Annotated in this window: 25 protein-coding genes and 1 pseudogene; 18 read left to right on the top strand and 8 right to left on the bottom strand. The window is 73.2% G+C overall.

Annotation, left to right across the window (positions count from 1 at the left end; genetic code table 11):
* Nucleotides 1-42 precede the first annotated feature (42 nt).
* From ctaD to ACWD5O_RS27195, 5 genes are all read right to left on the bottom strand, one after another.
* Complete coding sequence (ctaD, locus tag ACWD5O_RS27215; RefSeq protein ID WP_450086971.1) at nucleotides 43-2,034, bottom strand: aa3-type cytochrome oxidase subunit I; 1,992 nt, start codon at nucleotides 2,032-2,034, stop codon at nucleotides 43-45.
* Between the two features lie 126 nt (nucleotides 2,035-2,160).
* A complete protein-coding gene (locus ACWD5O_RS27210) occupies nucleotides 2,161-2,889 on the bottom strand; it encodes an STAS domain-containing protein (protein ID WP_450086970.1) in 729 nt (242 codons plus the stop codon).
* Between the two features lie 106 nt (nucleotides 2,890-2,995).
* Nucleotides 2,996-3,454, bottom strand: coding sequence for a DUF4383 domain-containing protein (locus ACWD5O_RS27205; protein ID WP_354967662.1), 459 nt, complete (start codon nucleotides 3,452-3,454; stop codon nucleotides 2,996-2,998).
* A gap of 81 nt (nucleotides 3,455-3,535) precedes the next feature.
* Entirely contained in the window at nucleotides 3,536-4,693 is a 1,158-nt protein-coding gene (locus tag ACWD5O_RS27200; RefSeq protein WP_354967663.1) for a glycosyltransferase, read from the bottom strand.
* A gap of 43 nt (nucleotides 4,694-4,736) precedes the next feature.
* The gene (locus ACWD5O_RS27195; RefSeq protein ID WP_450086998.1) at nucleotides 4,737-5,720 is read right to left on the bottom strand and encodes a glucosyl-3-phosphoglycerate synthase; all 984 of its coding nucleotides are present in this window, start codon (nucleotides 5,718-5,720) and stop codon (nucleotides 4,737-4,739) included.
* Nucleotides 5,721-5,946: 226 nt separating this feature from the next.
* Here ACWD5O_RS27195 and ACWD5O_RS27190 point away from each other — a divergent pair, with 226 nt between their 5' ends.
* From ACWD5O_RS27190 to ACWD5O_RS27160, 7 genes are all read left to right on the top strand, one after another.
* On the top strand, nucleotides 5,947-6,957 hold the full coding sequence (locus ACWD5O_RS27190; RefSeq protein ID WP_450086969.1) for a Gfo/Idh/MocA family protein: 1,011 nt from the start codon (nucleotides 5,947-5,949) through the stop codon (nucleotides 6,955-6,957).
* On the top strand, nucleotides 6,950-8,038 hold the full coding sequence (locus tag ACWD5O_RS27185) for a zinc-binding dehydrogenase (protein WP_450086968.1): 1,089 nt from the start codon (nucleotides 6,950-6,952) through the stop codon (nucleotides 8,036-8,038). The genes ACWD5O_RS27190 and ACWD5O_RS27185 overlap by 8 nt, the downstream gene beginning before the upstream one ends.
* 52 nt (nucleotides 8,039-8,090) lie before the next feature.
* A complete protein-coding gene (locus ACWD5O_RS27180; protein WP_450086967.1) occupies nucleotides 8,091-9,842 on the top strand; it encodes an ABC transporter ATP-binding protein in 1,752 nt (583 codons plus the stop codon).
* A gap of 85 nt (nucleotides 9,843-9,927) precedes the next feature.
* On the top strand, nucleotides 9,928-12,219 hold the full coding sequence (gene secA2 / locus ACWD5O_RS27175; RefSeq protein WP_450086966.1) for an accessory Sec system translocase SecA2: 2,292 nt from the start codon (nucleotides 9,928-9,930) through the stop codon (nucleotides 12,217-12,219).
* 190 nt (nucleotides 12,220-12,409) lie between these two features.
* Nucleotides 12,410-13,150 carry a GAF and ANTAR domain-containing protein gene (locus ACWD5O_RS27170; protein WP_387328013.1) on the top strand — a complete coding sequence of 247 codons (741 nt, stop codon included), beginning with the start codon at nucleotides 12,410-12,412 and terminating at the stop codon, nucleotides 13,148-13,150.
* 165 nt (nucleotides 13,151-13,315) lie between these two features.
* Nucleotides 13,316-13,819 (top strand): DUF2231 domain-containing protein, encoded by a 504-nt coding sequence (locus ACWD5O_RS27165; protein WP_450086965.1) that lies wholly within the window; start codon nucleotides 13,316-13,318, stop codon nucleotides 13,817-13,819.
* 161 nt (nucleotides 13,820-13,980) lie between these two features.
* A complete protein-coding gene (locus tag ACWD5O_RS27160) occupies nucleotides 13,981-14,781 on the top strand; it encodes a methyltransferase domain-containing protein (protein WP_450086964.1) in 801 nt (266 codons plus the stop codon).
* Nucleotides 14,782-14,802: 21 nt separating this feature from the next.
* On the opposite strand, the gene ACWD5O_RS27155 is transcribed toward ACWD5O_RS27160, so the two are convergent.
* Both ACWD5O_RS27155 and ACWD5O_RS27150 read right to left on the bottom strand, forming a co-directional pair.
* The gene (locus tag ACWD5O_RS27155; RefSeq protein ID WP_450086963.1) at nucleotides 14,803-15,753 is read right to left on the bottom strand and encodes a DUF3500 domain-containing protein; all 951 of its coding nucleotides are present in this window, start codon (nucleotides 15,751-15,753) and stop codon (nucleotides 14,803-14,805) included.
* A gap of 32 nt (nucleotides 15,754-15,785) precedes the next feature.
* Nucleotides 15,786-16,133 carry an ankyrin repeat domain-containing protein gene (locus ACWD5O_RS27150; protein ID WP_450086997.1) on the bottom strand — a complete coding sequence of 116 codons (348 nt, stop codon included), beginning with the start codon at nucleotides 16,131-16,133 and terminating at the stop codon, nucleotides 15,786-15,788.
* A gap of 108 nt (nucleotides 16,134-16,241) precedes the next feature.
* Between ACWD5O_RS27150 and ACWD5O_RS27145 the strand changes: the two genes are divergently transcribed.
* The 9 genes from ACWD5O_RS27145 to ACWD5O_RS27105 all read left to right on the top strand — a co-directional run bounded on the left by ACWD5O_RS27145 (nucleotide 16,242) and on the right by ACWD5O_RS27105 (nucleotide 22,286).
* Complete coding sequence (locus ACWD5O_RS27145; RefSeq protein ID WP_450086962.1) at nucleotides 16,242-16,619, top strand: signal peptidase I; 378 nt, start codon at nucleotides 16,242-16,244, stop codon at nucleotides 16,617-16,619.
* A gap of 109 nt (nucleotides 16,620-16,728) precedes the next feature.
* Nucleotides 16,729-17,184: a cysteine dioxygenase gene (locus ACWD5O_RS27140; protein ID WP_450086961.1), complete on the top strand. Its 456-nt coding sequence runs from the start codon at nucleotides 16,729-16,731 to the stop codon at nucleotides 17,182-17,184.
* A 43-nt stretch (nucleotides 17,185-17,227) separates the two neighbouring features.
* Entirely contained in the window at nucleotides 17,228-17,716 is a 489-nt protein-coding gene (locus tag ACWD5O_RS27135; RefSeq protein WP_450086960.1) for a rhodanese-like domain-containing protein, read from the top strand.
* Nucleotides 17,717-17,767: 51 nt separating this feature from the next.
* Nucleotides 17,768-18,331 carry a winged helix-turn-helix domain-containing protein gene (locus ACWD5O_RS27130; protein ID WP_450086959.1) on the top strand — a complete coding sequence of 188 codons (564 nt, stop codon included), beginning with the start codon at nucleotides 17,768-17,770 and terminating at the stop codon, nucleotides 18,329-18,331.
* A gap of 259 nt (nucleotides 18,332-18,590) precedes the next feature.
* Nucleotides 18,591-19,196, top strand: coding sequence for a winged helix-turn-helix domain-containing protein (locus tag ACWD5O_RS27125; protein WP_450086958.1), 606 nt, complete (start codon nucleotides 18,591-18,593; stop codon nucleotides 19,194-19,196).
* Between the two features lie 50 nt (nucleotides 19,197-19,246).
* Nucleotides 19,247-19,909: a uridine kinase gene (locus tag ACWD5O_RS27120; RefSeq protein ID WP_450086957.1), complete on the top strand. Its 663-nt coding sequence runs from the start codon at nucleotides 19,247-19,249 to the stop codon at nucleotides 19,907-19,909.
* A 330-nt stretch (nucleotides 19,910-20,239) separates the two neighbouring features.
* Entirely contained in the window at nucleotides 20,240-20,638 is a 399-nt protein-coding gene (locus ACWD5O_RS27115; RefSeq protein ID WP_089021162.1) for a TraR/DksA family transcriptional regulator, read from the top strand.
* A 48-nt stretch (nucleotides 20,639-20,686) separates the two neighbouring features.
* Complete coding sequence (locus tag ACWD5O_RS27110) at nucleotides 20,687-21,559, top strand: DUF72 domain-containing protein (protein WP_450086956.1); 873 nt, start codon at nucleotides 20,687-20,689, stop codon at nucleotides 21,557-21,559.
* Nucleotides 21,560-21,857: 298 nt separating this feature from the next.
* Complete coding sequence (locus ACWD5O_RS27105) at nucleotides 21,858-22,286, top strand: DUF2267 domain-containing protein (RefSeq protein WP_354967681.1); 429 nt, start codon at nucleotides 21,858-21,860, stop codon at nucleotides 22,284-22,286.
* 77 nt (nucleotides 22,287-22,363) lie between these two features.
* Here the strand turns inward: ACWD5O_RS27105 and ACWD5O_RS27100 are convergent.
* A pseudogene (locus ACWD5O_RS27100) lies at nucleotides 22,364-22,762 on the bottom strand (DUF72 domain-containing protein); the annotation flags it as partial.
* Nucleotides 22,763-22,929: 167 nt separating this feature from the next.
* On the opposite strand from ACWD5O_RS27100, the gene ACWD5O_RS27095 reads away from it, so the two are divergent.
* Together ACWD5O_RS27095 and ACWD5O_RS27090 are read left to right on the top strand one after the other, a co-directional pair.
* Nucleotides 22,930-23,235 (top strand): hypothetical protein, encoded by a 306-nt coding sequence (locus tag ACWD5O_RS27095; protein ID WP_354967682.1) that lies wholly within the window; start codon nucleotides 22,930-22,932, stop codon nucleotides 23,233-23,235.
* A gap of 10 nt (nucleotides 23,236-23,245) precedes the next feature.
* Nucleotides 23,246-24,520, top strand: coding sequence for a cupin domain-containing protein (locus tag ACWD5O_RS27090; protein WP_450086955.1), 1,275 nt, complete (start codon nucleotides 23,246-23,248; stop codon nucleotides 24,518-24,520).
* Nucleotides 24,521-24,535: the final 15 nt, after the last annotated feature.

The following is a 24,535-nucleotide window of genomic DNA, read 5'->3' as shown; positions in this document are numbered from 1 at the left end:
CGGCACCCGCGGGTGTCGGCCCTCGTCAGCGCGTACCGCTGGTCAGCGTTCCTCGGGGTCCTGGTCGCTGTGCGGGTGCCGCCAGCGCTCGTGTGGCTTCGGCGCCTCCTCTTTGTCCTCGGGCGCGTCGCTCTGCTCGAAGCTCGGCCGGCGGATGCCCTCGGGCTCCGGGACCTCCACGGGCCGGGCACCGGACTGCGGGGTCGGCTGGAACTCGGTCGCGTCGCGGGCGCCGTGCGCGCCCTCGGCGGCGGGCGACTCCGGCACGTGGTGCTCCATACGCAACTCCTCGGCGAGGTGCTGTGGCGGCTTGGTCGTGCGCTGTGGCAGGTCCCGGCCCAGGTCGGCGACGAGCGGGCCGTACTTCAGGTCGAACGCGGGACGCTCGGAGCGGATCCGGGGCATCCGGTCGAAGTTGCGCAGTGGCGGCGGGCAGGTGGTGGCCCATTCGAGGGAGTTGCCGAAGCCCCACGGGTCGTCCACCGTCACCATCGCCCCGTACCGCCAGGACTTCCAGGCGTTGTACATGAAGAACAGGGTGGACAGGCCGAGGATGAACGCGAAGATGCTGGAGATCGTGTTCAGCGTGGTGAAGCCGTCGGTCGGCAGGTAGTCGGCGTACCGGCGGGGCATCCCCTCGCTGCCCAGCCAGTGGTGCACCAGGAAGGTGCCGTGGAAGCCGATGAACATGGTCCAGAAGTGCGCCTTGCCGATCCGGTCGTCGAGGAGCCGTCCGGTCATCTTCGGCCACCAGAAGTAGTAGCCGGCGAAGAGTGCGAAGACCACCGTGCCGAAGACCACGTAGTGGAAGTGCGCCACCACGAAGTAGGTGTCGTGGGTGTGCCAGTCCGCCGGCGGGCTGGCCAGCAGCACCCCGGTGAGTCCGCCGAGCAGGAAGGTGACCAGGAAGCCGATGGAGAACAGCATCGGCGTCTCGAAGGTGAGCTGTCCCTTCCACATGGTGCCGATCCAGTTGAAGAACTTCACGCCGGTCGGCACGGCGATCAGGTAGCTCAGGATGCTGAAGAACGGCAGCAGCACCTGGCCGGTGGCGAACATGTGGTGCGCCCAGACCGTCATCGACAGGAAGGTGATCGCGGCGGTGGCCAGCACGATGCCGGTGTAGCCGAAGAGCGGCTTGCGGGAGAAGACCGGGATGACCTCGCTGATGATGCCGAAGAACGGCAGCGCGATGATGTAGACCTCGGGGTGGCCGAAGAACCAGAACAGGTGCTGCCAGAGCATCGGGCCGCCGGTGCCCGGATCGAACACGTGCGCGTTGAGCAGCCGGTCGGCCGACAGCGCCAGCAGCGCGGCGGCCAGCAGCGGGAAGACCATGATCACCAGCAGGCTGGTGAACAGCATGTTCCACGTGAAGATCGGCATCCGGAACATGGTCATCCCGGGCGCGCGCAGGGTCAGGATCGTGGTGATCAGGTTGACCGCGCCGAGGATGGTGCCCAGGCCGGAGATGACCAGGCCGATGACCCACATGTTCGCGCCGACGCCGGGGGAGTGCTCGGCGCTGCTCAGTGGGCTGTACGCCGTCCAGCCGAAGTCGGCCGAGCCGCCGGGCGTCAGGAGCCCGCCGACCACCATCAGCCCGCCGAACAGGTACAGCCAGTAGGCCAGCGCGTTGAGGCGGGGGAACGACACGTCCGGCGCGCCGATCTGGATCGGCACGATGAAGTTGGCGAACCCGAACGCCGCAGGGGTGGCGAACAGCAGCAGCATCACCGCGCCGTGCGAGGTGAACAGCTGGTTGTACTGCTCCGAGGAGAGGAACTGCAGCCCGGGGCGGGCCAACTCGCCCCGCATCAGCATCGCCTGCAGCCCGGCCAGCAGGAAGAAGCCGAACGAGGTGAGCAGGTAGAGCACACCGATCTGCTTGTGGTCGGTGGTGGCGAGGAACTTGATCAGAGAGCTGCCGGGGGTCGGCGTTCGCAGTGGCCCGGGGAAGCCCCCGAAGCGGGCCGGTGCCAGGATCGCCGGGCCCCGATCGCGACTGGGTTCCGTGGTTACCCGCTTGGCCATGGCTGCTCACCCCGCCGTTGTGACAGAAAAGGACGGGTGTACCTACCCGACCCTCTGACCATGAAACCAGGGCAGAGCGGCAATTTCAGTCAGTTCGCCAGAGGTTGGCGGAACCACCCGGAACGCTCACGTTGCCGGCACCATCGCCCAGACCGCCTTGCCCTGGCCGGCCGGCACGCTGCCCCACCGCTGAGCCAGCTCCCGAACCAGCAGCAGCCTGCGCCCACCCTCGGCGCGCAGGTCCGCCTCGGCCGGCCGGGCCGCCGCCCGGCTGCCGTCCACCACGGCCAGGTGCAGGTACGGCCGGCGCAGGGTCACCGTCACCTGCATCGGCGTGCCCGCGTGCCGGACCACGTTGCCGACGAGCTCACTGAGCACCAGTGCGGCCGGGCCGGCGGCATCGGGAAGATTCCACCGCGTGCACGCGTCGACGACCAGCTCCCGAGCCCGCCGGCAGGCCTCGGCCACCGGCTCCAGCCGGGCCTGCAACCGGGGCGGAGCGGCGGCGCCGGCCACCCGGGTCGCCTCTTCGCAGTCCCGGGACACCGGAACCATCCGGCACGCGGTCGACTCGGCCAGCCAACGCGCGGCGGCCGGCGGTGGCGCGCAGAGCACCACCGGCACGGCCGGCCACTCCGCGGCCCGCCGGGCCGTCGCGGCGAAGACGGACAGCGCCAGCCGGTCCCGGACGGTGACCTCGGCGAGGTCGACCACCAGCGCATCCGGTTGAGCGGCCAGCACCCGGTCCAACACGCGGTGCACCGACCGCATGGTGCCCAGGTCCAGCGGACCGCAGAGCCGGACGACCGCCACCGGTGCGGTGTCGCTCACCTCCCAGGTGATCCGGCTGGACATGGGCCTCACCTCGCTGATGTGCCGGGACCTGCGAACTACCCGAGGCGCACCACGGTCAAACCGGACCTACGGGCCGGGCGAGGCAGGTCACGGGTGACGCGGCCGGTCAGGGACGGGCACGGCCGGTCAGCACGCCCAACGCGATCATGCCGACGCCGAGGCCGAGGTGCAGCCAGTCGTCGGCGTCGTTGACCGGCAGCACGTTCGCCCCGGTGTCGTGGTCCACCGCGAGGCCGTACAGCCACAACACCAGGTAGACGGCGCCGCCGCCGACGAGGAACGCCCGCGCGCCGCCGACCGTCCGGGCCAGCACCAGGCCGGCCACCCCGAACAGCAGGTGCACCAGGTTGTGCAGCACCGACACCTGGAACACGCCGAACAGGTACGCGCCCGAGCCGTGACCGGCGAACCGGAGATCGGACGTGCCGCTGGTGATCCCCGGGACGAAGCCGAGCACGCCGATCAGCAGGAACAGCACCGCCACGGTCCCGGCGGCCCGTCGTACCGGCGGCTTGCCGTCGGCCGGATTGTGCCGGGCCCGGGAGTGCGCCATCGGTCCGACCATCACCGACTCCTCGCTGCGGGGCGGGCGTGAGCGCTGCGGGCTACCCGTCGCCGCCGATCGCAAACCCGTCGGAGGCGCCGGTCAGACCGGTTGCAGGCGCGGCGCGCTGGCCGGCTGGCGGACCCGCTGATACAGCTCGACGTACCGCTGAGCCATCACCGCCGGGGTGAACCGCTGCGCGGCCACCCGACGGCACTCGTCGGCGTCGAGCAGCTCGGCGGCCAGCACCAGCTCACCCAGCTCCTCCTCGTCGGCGGTGAGCAGCCCGGTGCGACCGTGCTCGATCAGCTCCGGCAGGCACCCCCGGGCCGTCGCCACCACCGGCGTGCCCAGGGCGAGCGACTCGACCACCGCCGTGCCGCCCGGCTCCTCCCAGCGCAGCGGGAACAGCGAGGCGCGGGCGCTGGCGAGCAGGTCGTCACGCTCCTGACCGGCCACGGTGCCGACCCAGCGGACGAGGTCACCGTCGACGTGCGGCGCCACCTCGTCGAGGAAGAACCGCACGTCCGGGTTCTGCCGGGCCTCGTCGCCGGCCGCGGCCAGGTCGGCCGGGCGGTGGTAGGGGCCGACAGGCCCGGCCAGCACCAGCGGGAAACCGACCTGGTGAGCGAGCCGGGCGCCCACGTCCTGCCCCTTGCCCGGGTTGATCCGGCCGAGGATGAGCAGGTGCTCGCCCTTCTCCGGGAGGGACCGCCGGTCGGCGTCCACGGCCAGCGGGGTGGACAGGTGCACGTGCCCCACCGAGTGCTCGCGGAGCGCCTGCGGGGCCCGGGCCAGCTGAGACGCGGACACGCCGTTGACGCGGACCCGCTCGCCGCCGTCCAGGCTGCCGTAGAGCGCGGGGTGCTTGGCCAGGTCCCAGTGCAGGGTGTGCAGGGTCGGCGGGCCGGACGGTCCCATCGCCGTGAGGGTGGCCAGCCCGACCGCCTCCACGTGATCGTGCACCAGGTCGATGTCGTCGCGGGCGTGCAGCTCGCGCACCACCCCGGCCAGGTGCGCCTGCGCGATCCCGCAGACCTGGTTGTACGGCCGCTGAAGCGCGGCGAACTGCCCGTCGGGAAACACCGACACCTTCTCGTCCACCGGCAGGCTGCTGCTCTCCACCGAGGCGAGCACCACCCGTACGCCGAGACGCCGCAGCTCCGGCACCAGAGTGGCGATAACGTTCTCGATGCCGCCGTAGCCCGGCGGCGGCACGGACAGCCACGGGCCGGCGTTCATCAGCACGGTGAGGCTCATCGGTCCCGGCCCTCCCATGCGCCCGACATGAACGCCCCGGCCCTCACGCCGCGGCCACCCGTCGGCGGGGCACCCGGTGGCGCAGCTCGGCCAGCGGCGGGCGCTCCTCGATGGACACGTCGCTGACCACGATCTCGCGGTCGAGGTTCGGCAGCGTGTCGGAGCCGCCGCGGCGGAACTGGGTCAGCAGCACCTCCGGTGACATGCCGGGGATCGCCCAGCCACGCCGTTGCAACCGGGCCCAGGCGGTCAGCATGATCTGTGCCGACATCCGGCCGAGCGCCGCCGTGTCCTGGTGCCGGTGCTTGCGTTCACCGAGGTCGACCTGCGCCAACGCGTCCAGGCCGACCAGGTCGAGCAGATCGATCAGCATCGCCGTCTCCACTCCGTACCCGGAGACGAACGGCACCTGGGCCAGCACCTCGCGCCGGCCGGCGTACTCGCCGGCGAGCGGCTGGACGAAGCCGGCCAGCTCGGGCCAGAAGAGGTTGAGCAGCGGTCGCGCCATCAACTCGGTAACGCGGCCGCCGCCGTCCGGCTCGACGCTGGCGGTGCCCACCAGGGGCCGGTGGTAGAAGCCCTTCACGAATTCCACCGACGGGTCGGTCAGCAGTGGGCCGAGCAGCCCGCTCACGAAGTGCGGCCGGAACTCCCGCAGGTCGGCGTCGATGAACGCCACCACGTCCCCCTCCGCGGCGGCCAGGCCGGCCCAGAGCGCGTCGCCCTTGCCGGTGAGCCGGGGCAGCCCCCGGGTCATCTCGTCCTGGCTGACCACCTCCGCGCCGGCGGCCCGGGCCACCTGCGCGGTGCGGTCGGTCGACCGCGAGTCCACCACGATCAGCTCGTCGACCAGGGCGACCCGATCCATCAGGTGCTCCCGGATGGTCGCCACGATCGCACCGACCGTGGCCTCCTCGTTGTGCGCCGGCAGCACGACGCTGACCCGGCTCTGCCCCTTGGCACGCAGCAGCCGGCGTGCCGGCCACGCCGCCGCCGACGTCGTCCGGTACGTGGCCCACGCCTCCACCACCGGTGACACGCTCGATGTCGTATCCCGCACGGGCACCCCTTTTGAATCGTGGGCGGAAACCGAGATTGGTTGTTCCCATTCCTCACCATGCGCTAACCGCCTCCAGCGAACAGCTTGATCACAGGGGTGACCTCGCCGCGTTCCCGGGGGATGAACGTTTGATTGCGCTCACCCCGGGGGACTGCTCCCATCGAAGATGAAACACTCTCGAAGGGCTTGTCGAATGCGTGTATGCCGGGTGGGTCTGGTGGGCGCCGGTGGAGTGGCACAGCGGCACGCCCGCGTGCTCGCGGGGTTCGATGACGTCGAGCTGATCGGCGTGACCGACGTGGCCCCGGAGGCGGCGTCGGCGCTGGTCGCGCAGCACGCCGGCCGAGCCTGCGCCGACGTCGCCGAGCTGCTGGCCGCCGCTCCGGACGCAGTCTACGTCTGCGTGCCACCGTTCGCGCACGGCCCGGCCGAGGAAGCGGTGATCGACGCCGGTGTGCCGATGTTCGTGGAGAAGCCCGTCGCGATCGACCTGGTGACCGCCGAGCGGATCGCCGATCTGATCGCCCGGCGCGGGCTGCGTACCGCCGTCGGACACCACTGGCGCTACCTGAGCGTGCTCGATCAGGCCCGCGAGCTGCTCGCCGACCGTCCGGTGCGGATGGTCAGCGGCTCCTGGCTGGACAAGGTGCCGCCGGTGGCCTGGTGGTCGCGGCGGGACCGCTCCGGCGGCCCGGTGGTCGAGCAGGCCGCGCACGTGCTGGACCTGATCCGCGCGCTGGTCGGCGAGGTCACCGAGGTCACCGCGTACGGCAACGGCACACCGCCGCCGGTGGACGGCGCCGACATCGACTCGGTGACCACCGCCACGCTGCGCTTCGCCGGCGGCGCGGTCGGCACGCTCAGCGCGGCCTGCGTGCTGGGCTGGAAGCACCGGGCCGGGCTGGAGATCCTCGCCGACGGGCTGGCTCTGTCGATCACCGAGGACGGCCTGCTGATCCGCGACAGCGACGGTGAGCGGCACCTGCCGGCCGACCCGGAGGCCGCCCGGGTGGCGGTCGACCGCGCCTTCATCGACGCGGTGCGCGGCATCGGCGACGACGTGCGCGTCCCGTACGCCGAGGCGTTGGGCACCCAGCGGCTGGCCCTCGCGGTGGCCGACTCGGCCCGCACCGGCGAGACCGTGCGGCTCACCACACCCGTCGGGCCGACGGTGCTCGCGACCGGGGTGACCGTCGATGCGTGACAGGGTCGTGGTGGTCTCCGCCCCCGGCCGGGTGGAACTGGTCGAGCAGGACGCCGCCCCGCCGCGCCCCGGCACCTTCCGGGTCGAGACGCTGTTCAGCGGCGTCTCCGCCGGCACCGAACTGAGCTACGTCAAAGGCACCAACCCATACCTGCACGTCACCTGGAACGCCGACCTGGGGCTGTTCCAGCCGGGCGGGGCGAGCACCCCGTACCCGGTGACCCGGCTGGGCTACATGCAGGTCGGCCGGGTGGTGGAGAGCGCCACCCCGGCGGTCGCGGTGGGCGCGGTGGGTGCGATGACGTACGGGCACCGCACCGGCTGGCTGGCCGACCCGGTCGCCGAACGGTTCGTGCCGCTCCCCGACGACCTGGACCCGCTGCTCGGCGTCTACGTCGCGCACATGGGCCCGATCTGCGCCAACGGTCTGCTGCACGCCGCCGCCGACCTGTACGGCGCGGGCGTCCGCTCGCTGGGCGACGGGGTGCGCGGCCGGCGGGTCGCGGTGGTCGGCGCCGGGGTGGTGGCGCTGCTGACCGCGCTGTTCGCCCGGCGGCACGGCGCCGCCTCGGTGATGGTGCTCGACCCCACCCCGCAACGCCGGCAGGTCGCCGAGGCGCTCGGCCTGGAAACCCTCGACCCGGGCTCGGACGACCCCGCTGCGGTGCTCAAGACCCGCTGGGCGCACACCGCCGGCGACCGCGGCGCCGACGTGGTGTTCCAGTGCCGGGGGCAGGCGTGGGCGTTGCAACTCGCGCTGCGGCTGCTGCGGCCACAGGGCACCGTGATCGACCTCGCCTTCTACCAGGGCGGCGCGGACGCGGTCCGGTTCGGCGAGGAGTTCCACCACAACGGGCTGTCACTGCGCTGCGCGCAGATCGGTCGGGTGCCGCGCGGGCTCGCGCCCACCTGGGACCGGGAGCGGCTCTCCGCCGAGACCGTCGACCTGCTCCGGGCGTACGGGGACGTGATCCGCAAGCACCTGATCTCGGCGGTGGTGCCGTTCGACGAGGCGCCCACCCTGCTCACCGACCTGGCCGAGCGCCGCCGCCACGAGCTTCAGGTGGTGCTGACCGGCTGATCCGGCGCCGGAGCGGGCTTCCCGGGTGACCGGGCGGGCTACCGTTCCCGCCATGAGCACCCCTGACGCCCGGCCCGTCGGCCTGGCCGCGCTGCTGCCGTACCTGCGTGAGCACCGCGGCACGCTCGCCGTGGTGGGCGCCCTGTCGCTGGCCGGTGCGGCGGCTTCGCTCGCCCAGCCGCTGCTCACCCGGTCGGTGCTCGACCGGGTGAGCGCCGGCGGCGCGGTGACCGACCTGGTGGCGGTGCTGGTGGTGCTGGTGGTGCTCGGCGCGGCGGTCGGCGGGCTGCGCGACTACCTGCTGCAGCGCACCGCCGAGGGGCTGGTGCTGGGCACCCGGCGGCGGCTGGCCGGGCACCTGCTGCGGCTGCCCATCGCCGAGTACGACAGCCGGCGCACCGGCGACCTGCTCTCCCGGGTGGGTTCGGACACCACCCTGCTGCGCGCAGTGGTCACCTCCGGGTTGTTCGAGACGGTCACCGGGGCGGTGATGGTGCTCGGCGCGGGTACTGCGATGGTGCTGCTCGACCCGCTGCTGTTCGGCGTGACCCTGCTCGGTGTGGGGCTGGGGCTGGGCTTCGCGGCCACCTTCGCCCGGCGGGTCCGGGCGCTGGCCCGTGCCGCCCAGGAACGGATCGGCGAGATGACCTCGGCGGTGGAGCGGGCCATCTCGGCGGCCCGGACCATCCGGGCGAGCCGGGCCGAGGCCCGCGAGGCGGAGATCGTCACCGGCAGCGCCCGGTCGGCGTACGCGGCGGGACTGCGGGTGGCCCGGGTGCAGGCGGTGGTCGGTCCGATCGGCTCGGTCACCGTGCAGGGCGCCTTCCTGCTGGTGCTCGGCATCGGCGGCGCCCGGGTGGCCGCCGGCGCGATCACCGTCGGCGACCTCGTCGCCTTCGTCATGTACCTGTTCTTCCTGGCCCTGCCTCTGGCCCAGGTGTTGCGCGCGTACACCCAGTTGCAGACCGGCCTGGGCGCGTTGCAGCGGATCGAGGAGATCCTCGCGGTGCCGGCGGAGGGCGGGGCGGACCGGCCGGTGGGAACCGGGGTGACGGCGACCCCGCGCCGCCCCGCCCCGATGATCGAGTTCGACCGGGTGGGGTTCGGCTACCCGGGCGGCGAAGCGGTGCTGCACGAGGTGAGCTTCGCGGTGCCAGCCGGCACCCGCACCGCCCTGGTGGGCCCGTCCGGCGCCGGAAAGTCGACCCTGCTGGCCCTGGTCGAACGCTTCTACGAGGTGAGCGCCGGTGCCGTCCGGCTGGACGGCAGGGACGTACGGGAGCTGCCCCGCGACGTGCTGCGGGCCCAGCTCGGCTACGTCGAGCAGGAAGCCCCGGTGCTGGCCGGAACGCTGCGGGAGAACCTGCTGATCACCACCCCGGACGCCACCGACGACCGACTGCACGAGGTCCTCGACAAGGTCAACCTGGCTCATCTGGCGCACCGGTCCCCGCAGGGCCTGGAGGTTCAGGTGGGCGAGGGTGGCGTCCTGCTCTCCGGGGGTGAGCGGCAGCGGCTGGCCATCGCCCGGGCGCTGCTGGCCGGCCCGCCGGTGCTGCTGCTCGACGAGCCGACCAGCAACCTCGACGCGCGCAACGAGGTCGCGCTGCGCCGCGCCATCGACGCGGTGGCCGTCCGCCGGACACTGTTGATCGTGGCGCACCGGCTCGCCACCGTGGTCGACGCCGACCAGATCGTCGTCCTCGACGGCGGTCGGGTGGTGGCCGTGGGCACCCACGCCGAGCTGACCGCCACCGACCCGCTCTACCGGGAGCTGGCCACCCATCAGCTGCTGGTCGGCTGACCCGGCGGCGTCGGCGTCGACATGCGGCCGGTGGCTGGGCGGCCGGGCGGCAAAAGCCGGTTCGAATCGCGTACCGTTGCCGCTCATGGGTGTGTCGCAACGGTTCAAGAGCAAGTTCCGGCGGTTCCTCCAGCGCCCGGGCTCGACGGTGGATCTTGCTCCGCTGGAGAAACTGCTGCCGGCGATCGAGGCGCGCGAGGATGACCTCGCCGCGCTGGACGACGCCGAGTTGACCGAGGCCGCCGGCGCGGCGACCGACTACGAGGAGATCTGCGCGGTCGGTCGGGAGGCCGCCCGCCGCGCCCTCGACCAGCGGCCGTACGACGTACAGCTGCTCGGCGCGATGTCGCTGCTGTCCGGCAAGGTCGCCGAGATGGCCACCGGTGAGGGCAAGACCCTGACCGCCGCGATCGCCGCATACGGGCACGTCCGGCTCGGAAACGGGCCGGTGCACGTGCTCACCGTCAACGACTACCTGGCCCGCCGCGACGCCCAGTGGATGGAGCCGGTCTACACCCTGCTCGGCCTGAGCGTCGGCTGGGTCAACGAGGCCTCCACCCCGCAGGAGCGGCGCGACGCGTACGCCTGTGACGTCACCTACGTCTCGGTCAGCGAGGCGGGCTTCGACTACCTGCGCGACCAACTGGTCACCGACGTGGCCGACCGGGTGCAGCCGCCGCTGGCCACCGCGATCGTGGACGAGGCCGACTCGATCATGATCGACGAGGCCCGGGTGCCGATGGTCCTCGCCGGCTCGGTGCCGGGCGAGCAGGACCCGGTGCACGCCGCCGCCGCGCTGGTGCGCGGGCTGCACAGGGGCAAGCACTACACGATCCCCGAGGACGGGCGCAGCGTGGCGTTCACCGCCGCCGGCCTGGCCGCCGTCGAGGCCAAGCTCGGCATCGACCTGTACGACGAGGAGCACGTCGCGCAGCTCTCCGCGGTCAACGTGGCGCTGCACGCGCACGCCCTGCTGCACCGCGACGTGGACTACATCGTCCGGGACGGCTCGGTCGAGCTGATCGACGAGATGCGCGGCCGGGTGGCCCAGCGCCGCCGCTGGCCGGACGGGCTCCAGGCGGCGGTCGAGGCCAAGGAGGGCCTGGACGCCACCGCCGAGGGTGAGGTGCTGGGCACCATCGCCATGCAGGCGTACATCGCGCTCTACCCGAAGGTCTGCGGGATGACCGCCACCGCGGTGCTGGTCGGCGACCAGCTGCGGGAGTTCTTCGGCCTCGAGGTGGCGGTGATCCCGCCGAACACCCCGTGCGTGCGCGAGGACGAGCCGGACCGCATCTACGCCACCCGGGCGGAGAAGGACGAGGCGCTGATCGACGAGATCCGCCGCTGCCACGAGGCGGGGCGGCCGGTGCTGGTCGGCACGCTGGACGTCAAGGAGTCCGAGGGGCTGGCCGCCGGGCTGAACGCGGCCGGGGTGCCCTGCGTGGTGCTGAACGCCAAGAACGACGACGAGGAAGCGGCGATCATCGCCGAGGCTGGCGCGTACGGCGCGGTGACGGTCTCCACCCAGATGGCCGGCCGTGGCGTGGACATCCGGCTCGGCGGCAGCGACCAGGTTGACCAGGAGCGGGTGGCCGAGCTGGGCGGTCTATACCTGATCGGCAGCGGCCGGCACGACAGCCGTCGGGTGGACGACCAGCTGCGCGGCCGGGCCGGCCGGCAGGGCGACCCGGGTGGCTCGGTCTTCTTCGTCAGCCTGGAGGACGACCTGGTCGTCCGGCACGCCGCCGACGCGGTGCCGGCGTCGCCGCGGATGAACGCGGACGGCCTGGTCACCGACGACCAGGTGGACTACGCGGTGGAGCACGCCCAGCGGGTCGCCGAGGGCGTCAACCACGAGATCCACCGCAACACGTGGCGCTACAGCGTGGTGATCGAGCAGCAGCGCAAGGCCCTCGCCCTGCGTCGGGAGCGGCTGCTGACCAGCGACGTGGCCGCGCTGATGCTGCTCGACAAGATGCCCGAGAAGGCCAGCGAGATGGACGAGGACGTGCTCGCCCGGGCGGCCCGGTCGATCGCGCTCTACCACCTGGACCGGCTCTGGGCGGAGCACCTGGCCGAGCTGTCCGAGGTCCGCGAGGGCGTGCACCTGCGCGCGCTGGGCCGGCTCGACCCGCTGGACGAGTTCCACCGGGCCGCGGTGCCGGCGTTCAACAACCTGGTGCCGGAGATCGAGGCCCGCACCCTCGCCACGTTCGCCGAGACCGAATTTGACGAGGACTGGGACCCGGACGACGGCGCGCTGGTCCGGCCGACCGCCACCTGGACGTACCTGGTACACGACAACCCGTTCGGCTCCGAGCTGGACCGGCTGATCGCGGCGATCGGGCGGCGGCTCAGCGGCGCTCCGCGCTGACGCGACGGCTCAGCGGCTTTCGGGGTCCCTGTTGCGCGTACGCGCGCCGCAGGGACCCCGATTTACGCCGTTTCGACCCGGGTTTGCGAGGGTAGTAGGGCTGGTCGGTCCAGTCCGGGAGAGAGCAGACGATGACACAGGTGACGATGCTCGCTGGGTGTGCGCGGGGGCGTACGGGGGCTGTGGACCGGTGAACCTGGACACGCGGGAACCGGTGCTGCAGAGCCTCGGTGTGCTGGAGACCGCCGCGCTGCTGCGCGAGCTCACCGCCGGCCTGATCACGCTGACCGATTTCGATGAGGCGCTGCTGGCGCTGGTCCGGGTCACCCGGGACGCGGTCGCCGGCGTACGCTGGTGCGGGTTCACGGCCCTGCGCGCGGGCGAGCCCGCCGGGGTGGCCGCCTCCGACGAGCGGCTCGCCGGCCTGGACGACCTGCGGAACGGGCCCGACTCGCCGGCGATGAGCGCGATCCGGCGCCGAGAGATGATCCTCGCCGTCGACCTGGCCGGGGAGCCACGGTGGCCGGCCTGGACGGCGCGCGCCCGCGACCTCGGGGTCCGCGGCGTGATCTCCGCGCCGGTGGACATCGACGACCAGGTGATCGGGGCGATCAACCTGTACGCCGCCGCGCCGGACCTGCTCACCCCGCAGCACCAGTTGACCGCGATGCTGCTCGCCGAGCACGCCGGCCTGCTGCTGGCCGCCGTCCGGGACCGGGGCCGCCAGCTCGCCCTCGCCGGTGAGCGGGACGCCGCGCTGCTGCACGAGGGGGTGGTGGGGCAGGCCGTCGGCGTGATCATGACGCAGCGCGGGTGCCCGCCGGCCGAGGCGCTGGAGGTGTTGCGTACCGCCGCGTCCTCGTTGGCCATCCCGCTGCGCGAGGTCGCTGAGCGGCTGGTCCGGACGGTCTCCCGGCAACGCGACACCTGACCCAGCCGGCCCGCGCCCTGCCGGCTTCCGGCAGTCCGGCGTAGACGGCGCGGCCGGGGCGCCCGTTCTCCCGGTCGGTGGCGAGTCCGATGGCGTTGTTTCGCCGTTGTAAGGCTCGGGTAGCACTCTGGTACTGGTGAGCTGCGCCGACCCGGGGGAGGACCGATGCAGAGCCGGCTGCGGGTGCAGGGACACCCCATCCAACCGATGCTGGTGACGTTCCCGCTCGGGCTCTTCGTCAGCGCCACCGTCTTCGATCTCACCGACGTCATCGGTGGGCCGGCCTTCCTGGGCGAGGTCGGCTACTGGACCGGCGTCGCCGCCCTGTTCGCCGCCGCGATGACCGCGGTCGCCGGAATGGTCGACCTGTGGGACGTGCCGGGTGACCGCACCCGCCGCACCGCCGTCGCCTTCAACCTGGTGAACGCGACGATGGCGGGCATGTTCCTGCTCACCTGCCTGATCCGGGCGCACTCCCCGCAGCGTGGCGCGTCAGCCGCGATCCTGTTCACCGAGATGGTCGCGCTGGCCGTCGGCGGGGTCGGCGTGCACCTGGGAGCCCGGCTGATGCGCCAGTTCGACGGGCCGCGCCGCACCGAGGCGGGCACGTTCGACGCGCTCGGCGGCGTGGCCGGCTCCACCGCCGAGGTCGTCCGCCCTCGCCCCTGACGCGACCCGCGCACGCACGGCGCTCGGCATGATCGACTCGGTGTCGGCGATGTCGCGGTGTCCCGGCCCGAGGGATGCCCCGATGTCGGCGATACGGAGTGGATCACCGCGTTACGCGGCCGGCCAGGAGAGCGGGCGGCGAGCGGACGGCGCGGCGGCAAATGCGTTGCCAGCGGTGGGGGCGGCCGGCGAGGCTGGCCGGCGTGGAAACTGAGCGCGACGTCGAGAACCTGATCGCGGAAGCGGCCGCCGAGCCGGTCGACGGCTGGGGCTTCGACTGGCTGGTCGGTCGGGCCACCGAGGAACGCCCACCCTGGGGGTACGCCCGGTTGGTCGCCGACCGGATGGCGCACGCCGACGCGGCGCTGGACGTGGACACCGGCGGTGGCGAGGTGCTCGCCGAGGTCCCCCGGCCACCACGGCTGCTGACGGCCACCGAGGGCTGGCCGCCCAACGTCGAGGTCGCCCGGCGCAGCCTGCGCCGGGTCGGCGCGACGGTGGTGGCGGTGACCCCGGCCGCGCCGCTGCCGTTCCGCGACGCCTCCTTCGACCTGGTGGTCAGCCGGCACCCGGTCCGCACCGACTGGGCCGAGACGGCCCGGGTGCTGCGTCCGGGCGGCACGTTCCTGTCCCAGCAGATCGGGCCGGGCACCATGCGGGAGGTGAGCGAGGCGATGCTCGGCCCGCTGCCGCCGCCGACCCAGCGGCACCCCGAGCAGGCTGTCGCCGCCGTCCGCGCCGCCGGCCTGACCGTGGTGGTCCTGCGCCGGGCGGCGCTGCGGGCGGTCTTCCACGACATCGGCGCGGTGGTCTGGTTCCTGCGCAAGGTGATCTGGACGGTGCCCGACTTCACTGTGGACCGCTACCAGCCACAGCTGCGAGCCCTGCACCACCAGATCACCACCGAGGGCCCGTTCGTGGCCCACGCCCACCGCTTCCTCATCGAAGCCACCCACCCCTGACCCACCACCGGTCAGAGCCCGTCAGTGGGGGTCGGTCTGGTGGTGGGCGGCCAGGACGTCGGCGCCGAAGTCGCTCGCCGGGCGGCGGAGCACGGTGTGCGCGTGGTTGCCGTTCTCGGTGGTGTTGTCGTACTCGATCAGCAGGTCGTCGCCCTGCACCCGGTAGTAGTGCCGCTGCCCGGGGCGGGTCGGGCCGGCCCAGGCGAAGTGCAGCTGGCCGCCGTCGAGCCGGTGTGCCTCCCGGATCGCCAGCTCCGGTGACAGCCGGTCCAGGTACAGCGCGACCACCTGGTCGAGCAGCGCCCGGCCGGTGGGCCCCAGTCGGCTCGCCGGCACGCCGAGCGGCTCCAACGGGGCGTCGACCCGCCCGCGGGTGGCGCTGATGATGTCCGCCGGGGCCTCGTCGGCGATGATCGCCGCGGCCCGCTCGGCCGGGCCGAGCGCGTCGAGCAGCGCGCGGGCCAGGTCCTCCTCGGGGCCGAGTGGCCGCGAGACCGGCCGGCCGGCGTACCGGACCGCCGCCGGGTTGGCGCCGAAGAAGACCGGGGCGGGGGAGACCTGGTCGTCCACCACGGTCATGCTCACCGACAGGTGGTGGCCCTCCAGCCGCCACGCCCAGCGGTCGTCGTGTTCCGGATCGCCGAACACCGCGATCCAGTAGTCGCCGCTGTGCCGCCCCCGCTGCCAGTCCTCGGCCCGGTCCAGCACCTCCTCCAGCGCGACGATCGCCATGGCCTGCGCGTACGCCGAGGGGCTGAGCGCGGTGGCCAGCAGCCGGTGCGCGGCCTTGCGCCCGGCGATGTCCAGCTCCGCCAGGCAGGCGCCGGGGCGGGGCCGGGGCCGATACTCCAGCCAGCGTCGGGCCGTCTCGTCGTCGAACGGGTGCACGGCGCGGTCACGGGCCGTCGCGTCGAGCGCGGCCAGCAGCGCGGTGCCGGCGGCGCGCATCTGCTCGGGCAGGGGATCTTCCACCGACCCTGTATACCGGGCTGGCGGGGCCGGTGTCAGCCGGCTCGCAGCAGCTCTGTCATCTCCGGCAGGTCGAAGAACTGCGCGGTCTCCGCCGCGGACGGGTTGCCGTGCGCGGGGTCGGCGCCGGCGGCGAGCAACGCGCGAACCGCGTCGGTGCTGCTGCGGAAGACCGCGGCAGCCAGTGCCGTCTGGCCCCGGTCGTTGATCCTGGAGTGGTCGGCGCCGCGAGCCAGCAGGGCGGCGACGGTGTACGGGTGCGCGTGGTACGCGGCCAGGATCAGCAGCGTGTCGCCCTTGTCGTTGGTCAGGTTCACCGGTAGGCCGGCGTCGACCTGGGCGGTCAGCTCCTCGGTGGAGCCCGAGCGGGCCAGGTCGAACATCCGGTGCGCGAACGCCAGCGTCTCGGCGTCGAGGTCCTCGGTCACCGGTCCAGGTTAGTCGCGTGGGCCCTGATAGGTTGCTCGGCCGGCGTGCTGGGGGAGGGTCCGATGGGTGAGACGGTGTACGTGGGCAACGCCGGTGTCGACGGCGCCGGCAACGCGGGATGGCTGCTCGGGCACTTCGCGCCGCCGGGGGAGGTCCGGCACAGCGCCGACGTCGAGGTGAAGTGGGGTGTGCACCCGCCCGGGGAGGCCCGCTCGCGGTGGGCGACCGGGGAACGGCGGACGACGCTGCTCGTGCTGATCGAGGGACGGTTCCGGGTGGAGCTTCCGGATCGGACGGTGCGGTTGGCGGCGCCGGGCGACTACGTGGTGTGGGCCCGCGGGGTGGACCACTCCTGGTACGCCGAGTGCGCCTCGGTGGTGCTGACCGTGCGGTGGCCGTCGCTGCCCGGCTACCGGGTGGACCCGCCGGTCTTGCGCTGAGTCGGCGCCCTCGTGACCGGCGTCCCGCCTGCTGGAATTACCTACTAAACCTATAGGGTTTACCGGCTAGAGTACGGGGGCACCCGCCGACCGACCCGCGAGGACCGTCATGACCCACCGCCGCCCGGAGCCCGACCTGCTCGCCCTCGCAGCCCGTTGGGCCGATCCGTCCGACTGGCCGGTGGCGCTGCGGTTCGACCCCGACGAGCGCTGGTACGCCCGGCTGGCCGCCGACGCCCAGCACGAGGTGTGGGCGCTGAGCTGGCTGCCCGGGCAGGGCACCGACCTGCACGACCACGGCGGCTCCGCCGGAGCGTTCCGGGTGGTCGCCGGGGCGCTCACCGAGGAGATCGTCGCCGGCGGTCGGCTGCGCCCACGCGTGCTGCCCGCCGGCGCCGGTCGCCGCTTCGGCCCCCGGCACGTGCACACGGTGACCAACCGGGGCACGACGCCGGCGGTCAGCGTGCACGTCTACCGGCCGGCGCTGCGCCGGATGACCCGTTACCACCTCCTCGACGGGCGGCTGCGGGTCGCCGAGGTCGCCGAGGCCGGCCGGTCCTGGTGACCGGACGGCCACCATCCACCCCCATTACCGGAAGGAACCGAGAATGCGGGTAACCGCCGAGCGCTGTCCGGCCCCCGTGCCGCCGCCGGGCTCCCGGGGCGTCGACGAGATCCTGGCCGCCGCTCGCGCCCGGCTCGACCGGCTGGACCCGGAGCGGGCGCACCTGGCCTACCGGGCGGGCGCGCTGCTGGTCGACATCCGCCCGGCCGCTCAGCGGGCCGCGCACGGCGTCGTGCCGGGGTCGCTCGCGGTCGAGCGCAACGTGCTGGAGTGGCGCTTCGACCCGCGCTGTCCGGCCCGCCTGCCGCAGGCGGTCGACTACGACGTGCCGGTGGTGATCCTCTGCCAGGAGGGTTACACCTCGTCGCTCGCCGCGGCCGCCCTGCGGGACATCGGCCTGCACCGGGCCACCGACGTGGCCGGCGGCTTCGCCGCCTGGCGGATCGCCGGCCTGCCCGCTCTCGGCCCGACGCCGCTGCACCGCGCGTCCTCCCTCGCGTCCCCGGTCACCGCCGGCCCGGCGCGCCGCTGACCGCCACGCCGCACCGGGCGTGGCGGGCGTACCGCCATCTCAGGAGGCACCATGTCCGTCGTCGCCATCCCCGCGCGCCCTCACCCGGCGCGCCGTTCCGACCGGGCCGCGCCGGCCCGCCCGCGCACCGGCCCGACCCTGACCATCACCCTCGACCTCGCCCCGGGGCCGCTGAGCCCCCGGCTGACCCGGCTGGTGCAACTGCTCGGCGAGTTGGCCGAGGCGGGGGAGGGCCGGCTGCGCACCGTCGACGATGTCCCGCCGACGTCGCGACCGGCCCCCACCGACAGCGCGGAGCCGTCTGCCGCCGACGGGGACCAGGTGCGCATCCTGGCTGGCTCGCGGATGGTCCGCCGTGGCGACCGGGTCGTCCCGCTGACCCGCATCGAGTACGAGCTGCTGCTGTTCCTGGCCGAGCGGCCGCGCCGGGTCTTCACCCGCCTTCAGCTGCTGGCCAACGTCTGGGGTTACGAACACGCGGTTGCCCGGACGGTGGACGTGCACGTCCGCCGGCTGCGCGCCAAGCTGACCGGGGTGCCGGTCGTCACCACCGTCTACGGAGTGGGTTACCGGCTGGCCGACGAGGCGTGGATCAGCGTGGACCGCAACCGCTGAACATCCTTCGACTTTCAATCCATAGGCGGCGGAACGGGCGGCGGTGAACCGGACGGGGACCCCCGTATCGGGTCATCCGGATGGCTCTGCTGTAATCATCTGGCCTCGTACGCAGAGCGAGCACGTGGCTCCGATGTGTTCGTCAATTGTCACATTCATGCAACGCAGCCGCCTCTTGACCCTCGCCCGGGCGCCGGGAAGCATCGATGAAGCGGCGTCCCGGGCCGTGGGGAGATACCCGGACCAGCCAAGGAGGACCATGTCGGTCAGCCCCGCCTCGTCGCGCGCCGGATGGCATACGTCCCAACCCGCGGTGCCCGGTCGACCGCCGGGCGGGCAGCGCCGCCCGGCGAACACCGCCGCGCCCGTGCTCACCGTGACGCTGTCCATCCCGCTGGCCTGCGAGGAGTCGCTGACACCGCCCGCACGCCGGCTGCTGGAGGCGGCCCGCGAGCTGCTGGAACGCGGCGAGGCTGTGATCACCAGCTCGGTCCCGGTCGAACGCCGCGCCGACGCGGTGCCGGCCAACCGGTCGCCGGCCCGAGCACTGAGCCCGACCATTCCTGCCCTGCACATCCTCGCCTCGTCCCGGTCGGTGCTGCGCGACGACGAGCCGCTGCCGCTGACCCGGCTGGAGTTCGACCTGCTGCTGCACCTGGTGGCGCATCCCCGCCGGGTCTTCACCCGACTGCAACTGCTCAACGCCGTCTGGGGCTACGAGCACGCCGGCGTCCGCACCGTCGACGTGCACGTGCGTCGGCTGCGCGGCAAGGTGGGCGTCGACGTCCCGCTGGTCACCACCGTCTACGGCGTGGGCTACCGGCTGGCCGACGACGCCCGGGTCACCATCGACCGCACCGGCTGACCGGCTGACCGGCGCCGGCGTCCCGCCCGGCCCGGGGCAGGATGGTCAGGGTGCGCATCCGCCCCATCTCGCCCGACCTGCTCGTCACCGAGCTGACCGGCCGGCTGGCCGACGCCGCGACCCACGCCGCGACCGCCGCCGCCGGGCCCGCGCGCCTGCGCGTGGCGGTGGACGGCGCCCCCGCTGCCGGCCCGGACGAGCTGGCCGCCGCGCTGGTCGAACCGTTGCGCGCCCGGGGCCGTCCGGTGCTGCACGTACGCGCCACCGACTTCCTCCGTCCCGCGTCGCTGCGCTTCGAACTCGGCCGGACCAACCCGGACGCCTACTACGAGGGCTGGGTGGACGAGGCCGGATTGCGCCGGGAGGTCCTCGACCCGGCCGGCCCCGGCGGCACCGGGCGGCTGCTCCCCTCGCTCTGGGACGCCGTCGCCGACCGGGCCAGCCGCGCCCGCTACGTCGACCTGCCGCCGGGCGGCGTGGTCCTCGTCAGCGGCGCGCTGCTGCTCGGCGGCGGCCTGCCCTTCGACATCACCATCCACCTGGAGCTGTCCGCCGCGGCGCTGCGCCGACGTACCGAACCGGCCCAGGACTGGACCCTGCCGGCCTTCGACCGGTACGCCGAGGAGGTCGTCCCGGCCAGCTTCGCCGATGTGGTGGTGCGGGCCGACGACCCCCGCCGCCCGGCACTCGTGGAGCCCGGCGCCGACGCCTGACAACCGCGGGCCGCGGCACCTCATCGCTGTCCGGCTGCCACACGCCCCTGTTTCCTCGGCCCAACCTCGTGCCAGCCCAACACGCTCACGAGCGTTATACCTCAGAGTCATAGATATACCTCAGAGGTACAGGTATAACGCTCGCGGACGTTGCCGCCGCCGGCCCGGAGTCTCGGTCAAATTCGCCGGTTTGCTCGACTGCCCGGGCGGGTACTCGCCCGGCTCACAGAGCGCGGGTGACCGCCCGCGCACCAGATGCGACCGTGACCGGGGCCAGGTGCCGCCGGCATCCCGGTTCACCTAGACCAGGCCCAGGAAAGGCAGGCAGCGATGCTCGTCCACGACACGGTCGGTACGGGCCGTTCCCAGGCGGAGATCGATGAGATCCGGCTCTCCCTCCAGGCGCGCTACGACGAGCTGTCCGCGGAGTACGAGCAGGCCGTGCTGCAGAGCCAGGTGCTGCGGCTGGTGGAGGTCGGTGACACCGCGGGTGACGACCAGGCCGACAGCGGCACCAAGACGGCCGAGCGCGACACCGCGCAGTCCCTGTTGCGCACCATCCTCGACCGCCGCGCCCAGTACGAGCACGCCCTCGCCCGGCTCGCGGAGGGCACCTACGGCTGGTGTGAAGGCTGCTCGGCGGCGATCCCTGTGGAGCGGCTGGAGATCTTCCCGTCCGCCACCACCTGCGTGGCCTGCAAGCAGACCCGCGAGCGGCGGGCGGCCTGAGCGACGCCAGCGGTTGCCGGTCGGTCCACGACGCGATGGACTCCACCCATGGGTGACATCCTCGTGGGAACCGCGTCCTGGACCGACCGCACGCTGCTGGACTCGGGCTGGTATCCGCAGACCGCGGACACGCCGGAGAAGCGGCTGGCGTACTACGCCCGGCAGTTTCCGCTGGTCGAGGTGGACGCCACCTACTACTCGCCGCCCGCCGAGGCGACCGCACGGCTCTGGGCCGAGCGCACCCCGGCCGGCTTCACGTTCAACATCAAGGCGTTCAGCCTGCTGACCGGTCATCCCACCCGGGTCAGCGCGCTCTACAAGGACCTGCGCCCGGAGACCGACAAGAAGAACATCTACCCTGACGACCTGCCCGCGCAGGCGTACGAGGAGGTGTGGACGCGCTTCCTGTCCGCGTTGGACCCGCTGGTCGAGGCGGGCAAGCTGGGAGCGCTGCTGTTCCAGTTCCCGCCCTGGTTCACCATCAAGCGGGACAACAAGCAGTACCTGTTGGAGGTGGCGAAGCGCTGCGCGCCGCTGCGGCCGGTCTACGAGTTCCGCCACGCCTCCTGGTTCGACGGCGCCAACGCCGACGAGACGCTCGCCTTCCTGCGGGAGCACCGGCTGCCGTACGTCTGTGTGGACATGCCGCAGGGCCATCGCTCGTCGTTGCCCCCGGTGCTGGCCGCGACCGCGGACCTCGCCGTGATGCGCTTCCACGGCCACAGCGACAAGTGGACCAGCAAGGACATCCACGAGAAGTTCGGCTACCACTACTCCAAACGGGAGCTGGCCGACTGGGCGCCGAAGCTGCGCGAGCTGGCCGACGAGGCCGGGCAGACGCACGTGCTCATGAACAACTGCTACCGCGACTACGCGCAGACGAACGCGAAGACCCTCGCCGGGCTGCTCGGCACGGACTGACCGGCGTCGTCCGGCTCACCCGTTCCGGGTGGGGCCGGGTCACCCACCGGACGGGCAGGCTGGCAGGTGCGTGCGGTCGTGACGGCGGCCGGCGCCGGAGACGACACGGAGGTGACGGGGATGACGGTTCGACTGGTGGCGGATAGACGGCGTGGTGCCGTCCTGCACGTGGTCGGTACGGCCGACAACGCCCGGCGCGCGCCGCAGGGCAGTCCGATACGGGCCCGACGCGGCCCGGCGGGGCCGCCACGGCGCAGGGACGACCAACGGTGGGACACCGCGGAACGGGGGTCGACCGATGGCTGACACGATGATCTCGGCGTTCGAGTCCTCGCTGGACAAGACGAACCTCATCCTCAAGGACATCGAGAACGCCTACGGCTGGCCGAAGGACCGCCGCAACCAGTCGTACGCGGCGTTGCGCACGGTGCTGCACCTGCTGCGGGACCGGCTGCCGGTGAACGAGAGCGTGGAGTTCGCCCAGCAGCTGCCGATCCTGGTCCGGGGGATCTACTTCGACGGCTGGAACCCCTCGGACGTCCCGATCAAGCTCAACCGGGACGACTTCCTCTACGAGGTGCGCCAAGGATTCCCGTACGACGTCGAGGGCGGTCCGGAGCGGGTGACGCAGGTGGTGCTCGACACCCTGCGCCGGCACGTCACCCAGGGCGAATGGCAGGACGTCAAGGACACCATGCCCAAGGACCTGGCCCGGATGCTGCCGTGACGCCGTGAGCCCGCCCGACGACCGTCGGGCGGGCTCAGCCGTGCGGGGCGGCCACCGCGTCCGTCGGCGGTGCGTGGTTCCACCGCCACCCGCACGTCGGCCGGAAACAGCCGCAGCGTCGCGTCGAGCGCGTCGACGTTCGCCGGCAGGTTCGGTGGAAGTTGCAGCAGCACCGGGCCGAGCCGGTCACCGAGCGCGGTCGCCCGGCCGAGGAACCGGGCCACCGGCTCGGCCGGGTCACGTAGTCGCTTGATGTGGGTCAGGTAGCGGCTCATCTTCACCGCCACGCAGAAGTCGTCCGGTGTCCGGGCCCGCCAGGCGGCGAAGGTGTCCCGCTCGGGCAGCCGGTAGAAGGCGTTGTTGACCTCGACGGTCGCGAACCCGGCCGCGAAGTGCTCCAACCAGAGCCGCTGCGGCAGCCCCTTCGGACAGAAGCGGCCGCGCCAGTCCCGGTACTGCCAGCCGGACGTGCCCACCAGGATCACCCCTGCATCCTGGCACCGATCCGCGCCGCCCGGTGAACCGCCCGTGTCGCCCCGGTTCGGCGTCTACGGTGTGGGTTAGAGAAGATCGCGCGTGGGGTACCACCCGCAGCACGACGAACCCCGGCGTACGGCGGGGCGGCACACCCGAGGGAGTACCGATGGCACTCAACGATGACGACATGCAGACCACGGGCGGCGGCGGCCTGGAGGGCCCGGCCGACGGCGGTGCGACCCCGGGTCGCCAGGACGGTGGCGCGGATGGTGGCGCGGAGGGCCCGGCCGACGGCGGTGCCACTCCGGGTCGCCAGGACGGTGGCGCGGATGGTGGCGCGGAGGGCCCGGCCGACGGCGGTGCGACCCCGGGTCGCCAGGACGGTGGCGCGGATGGTGGCGCGGAGGGCCCGGCCGACGGCGGTGCGACCCCCGGCCAGCAGGACGGTGGCGCCGACGGCGGCGCGCGGTGACGGCAGCGTCATGACACGTCTCGACCCGCCGGGCGGCCACGGTCGCCCGGCGGTTCCGTCCGTGCGCGCCGCCGCCGCGCTGGCCCGCTGCGTCTCGGTCGAACCGGCCAAGTTCGCCGCCGCGCACTGGGGCCACACCCCGCTGCTGTCCCGCGCCGCCGAGCTGCCCGACCCGGCCGGCTTCACCGACCTGTTCAGCCCCGCCGACGCCGACGAGCTGCTCAGCCGGCGCGGTCTGCGTACCCCCTTCCTGCGCGTCGCCAGGGACGGGCAGCTCGTCCCGGCGGCGCGCTGGACCGGCGGTGGCGGCGCCGGCGCGGAGATCAGCGACCAGGTGCTCGACGAGCGTGTCCTGGAGCAGTACGCCTCCGGCGCCACCCTGGTGCTGCAGGGCCTGCACCGGATCTGGCCGCCGCTGATCGACTTCGCCCGCGACCTGGGCCTCGCGTTGAGCCAACCGCTGCAGATCAACGCCTACCTCACCCCCGCGGGCAGCCAGGGCTTCGCCACCCACTACGATACCCACGACGTGTTCGTGCTCCAGGTCGACGGTCGCAAGCACTGGCGAATCCACCCGCCGGTGCTGCCCGACCCACTGGAGAAGCAGCCCTGGGGCGGCCGCGCCGACGAGGTCGGCGCCACCGCGCAGGGCCCCGCCGCGCTGGACGTGGTGCTCGCCCCCGGCGACGCGCTCTACCTGCCGCGCGGCTGGCTGCACAGCGCGCAGGCGCAGGAGGCCAGCTCCCTGCACCTGACCATCGGCATCCGCGCGCTGACCCGTTACGCCCTGGTCGAGGAGATGCTCACCCTCGCAGCCGAGGACCAGCGGCTGCGGGCGAGCCTGCCGTTCGGCACCGACGTCGCCGACCCGGACGCCATCGAACCGGAGCTGACCGAGACGGTGGAGGCGCTACGGGACTGGCTGCTGCGCGTCGATCCGGGCGCCGTCGCCGCGCGGCTACGGCAGCGGGCCTGGCCGGCCGCCCGCCCGGCGCCGATCCGGCCGCTCGCGCAGGCCGGCGCGCTGGCCGCACTGGACGCCGACTCCCTGCTCACCCTGCGCCCGGGCCTACGCTGGCAGCTCGGGCCGCACGGGACGGACACGGTGGCGCTGCGGCTGTTCGACCGCACCATCACCCTGCCCGCCGACTGCGAGCCGGCGGTCCGCGTCCTGCTCAGCGGCGCGGTCACCCGGGTTGGCGACCTGCCCGGGCTGCCCGACGACGCCGACCGGGTCACCCTGGCCCGCCGCCTGCTGCGCGAGGCCGTGCTGGTCCCGGCCTGAACGCGAACCGCCGGG

Source organism: Micromonospora sp. NPDC005161 (genome assembly GCF_053599855.1).
This window is presented reverse-complemented; position numbering and strand designations above follow the sequence as displayed.

Excerpts from the sequence above, each read along its gene's own strand:
- ACWD5O_RS27125 (WP_450086958.1), top strand. The coding sequence starts at position 18,591 with ATGTCGGTCAGCCCCGCCTCGTCGCGCGCCGGATGGCATACGTCCCAA.
- ACWD5O_RS27115 (WP_089021162.1), top strand. The coding sequence starts at position 20,240 with ATGCTCGTCCACGACACGGTCGGTACGGGCCGTTCCCAGGCGGAGATC.
- ACWD5O_RS27200 (WP_354967663.1), bottom strand. The coding sequence starts at position 4,693 with ATGAGCCTCACCGTGCTGATGAACGCCGGCCCGTGGCTGTCCGTGCCG.
- ACWD5O_RS27205 (WP_354967662.1), bottom strand. The coding sequence starts at position 3,454 with ATGGTCGGACCGATGGCGCACTCCCGGGCCCGGCACAATCCGGCCGAC.
- ACWD5O_RS27095 (WP_354967682.1), top strand. The coding sequence starts at position 22,930 with ATGGCACTCAACGATGACGACATGCAGACCACGGGCGGCGGCGGCCTG.
- ACWD5O_RS27130 (WP_450086959.1), top strand. The coding sequence starts at position 17,768 with ATGTCCGTCGTCGCCATCCCCGCGCGCCCTCACCCGGCGCGCCGTTCC.
- ACWD5O_RS27110 (WP_450086956.1), top strand. The coding sequence starts at position 20,687 with ATGGGTGACATCCTCGTGGGAACCGCGTCCTGGACCGACCGCACGCTG.
- ACWD5O_RS27140 (WP_450086961.1), top strand. The coding sequence starts at position 16,729 with ATGACCCACCGCCGCCCGGAGCCCGACCTGCTCGCCCTCGCAGCCCGT.
- ACWD5O_RS27185 (WP_450086968.1), top strand. The coding sequence starts at position 6,950 with ATGCGTGACAGGGTCGTGGTGGTCTCCGCCCCCGGCCGGGTGGAACTG.
- ACWD5O_RS27135 (WP_450086960.1), top strand. The coding sequence starts at position 17,228 with ATGCGGGTAACCGCCGAGCGCTGTCCGGCCCCCGTGCCGCCGCCGGGC.
- ACWD5O_RS27190 (WP_450086969.1), top strand. The coding sequence starts at position 5,947 with ATGCGTGTATGCCGGGTGGGTCTGGTGGGCGCCGGTGGAGTGGCACAG.
- ACWD5O_RS27165 (WP_450086965.1), top strand. The coding sequence starts at position 13,316 with ATGCAGAGCCGGCTGCGGGTGCAGGGACACCCCATCCAACCGATGCTG.
- secA2 (WP_450086966.1), top strand. The coding sequence starts at position 9,928 with ATGGGTGTGTCGCAACGGTTCAAGAGCAAGTTCCGGCGGTTCCTCCAG.
- ACWD5O_RS27180 (WP_450086967.1), top strand. The coding sequence starts at position 8,091 with ATGAGCACCCCTGACGCCCGGCCCGTCGGCCTGGCCGCGCTGCTGCCG.
- ACWD5O_RS27150 (WP_450086997.1), bottom strand. The coding sequence starts at position 16,133 with ATGTTCGACCTGGCCCGCTCGGGCTCCACCGAGGAGCTGACCGCCCAG.
- ACWD5O_RS27160 (WP_450086964.1), top strand. The coding sequence starts at position 13,981 with ATGCGTTGCCAGCGGTGGGGGCGGCCGGCGAGGCTGGCCGGCGTGGAA.
- ACWD5O_RS27105 (WP_354967681.1), top strand. The coding sequence starts at position 21,858 with ATGGCTGACACGATGATCTCGGCGTTCGAGTCCTCGCTGGACAAGACG.
- ctaD (WP_450086971.1), bottom strand. The coding sequence starts at position 2,034 with ATGGCCAAGCGGGTAACCACGGAACCCAGTCGCGATCGGGGCCCGGCG.
- ACWD5O_RS27090 (WP_450086955.1), top strand. The coding sequence starts at position 23,246 with ATGACACGTCTCGACCCGCCGGGCGGCCACGGTCGCCCGGCGGTTCCG.
- ACWD5O_RS27145 (WP_450086962.1), top strand. The coding sequence starts at position 16,242 with ATGGGTGAGACGGTGTACGTGGGCAACGCCGGTGTCGACGGCGCCGGC.
- ACWD5O_RS27210 (WP_450086970.1), bottom strand. The coding sequence starts at position 2,889 with ATGTCCAGCCGGATCACCTGGGAGGTGAGCGACACCGCACCGGTGGCG.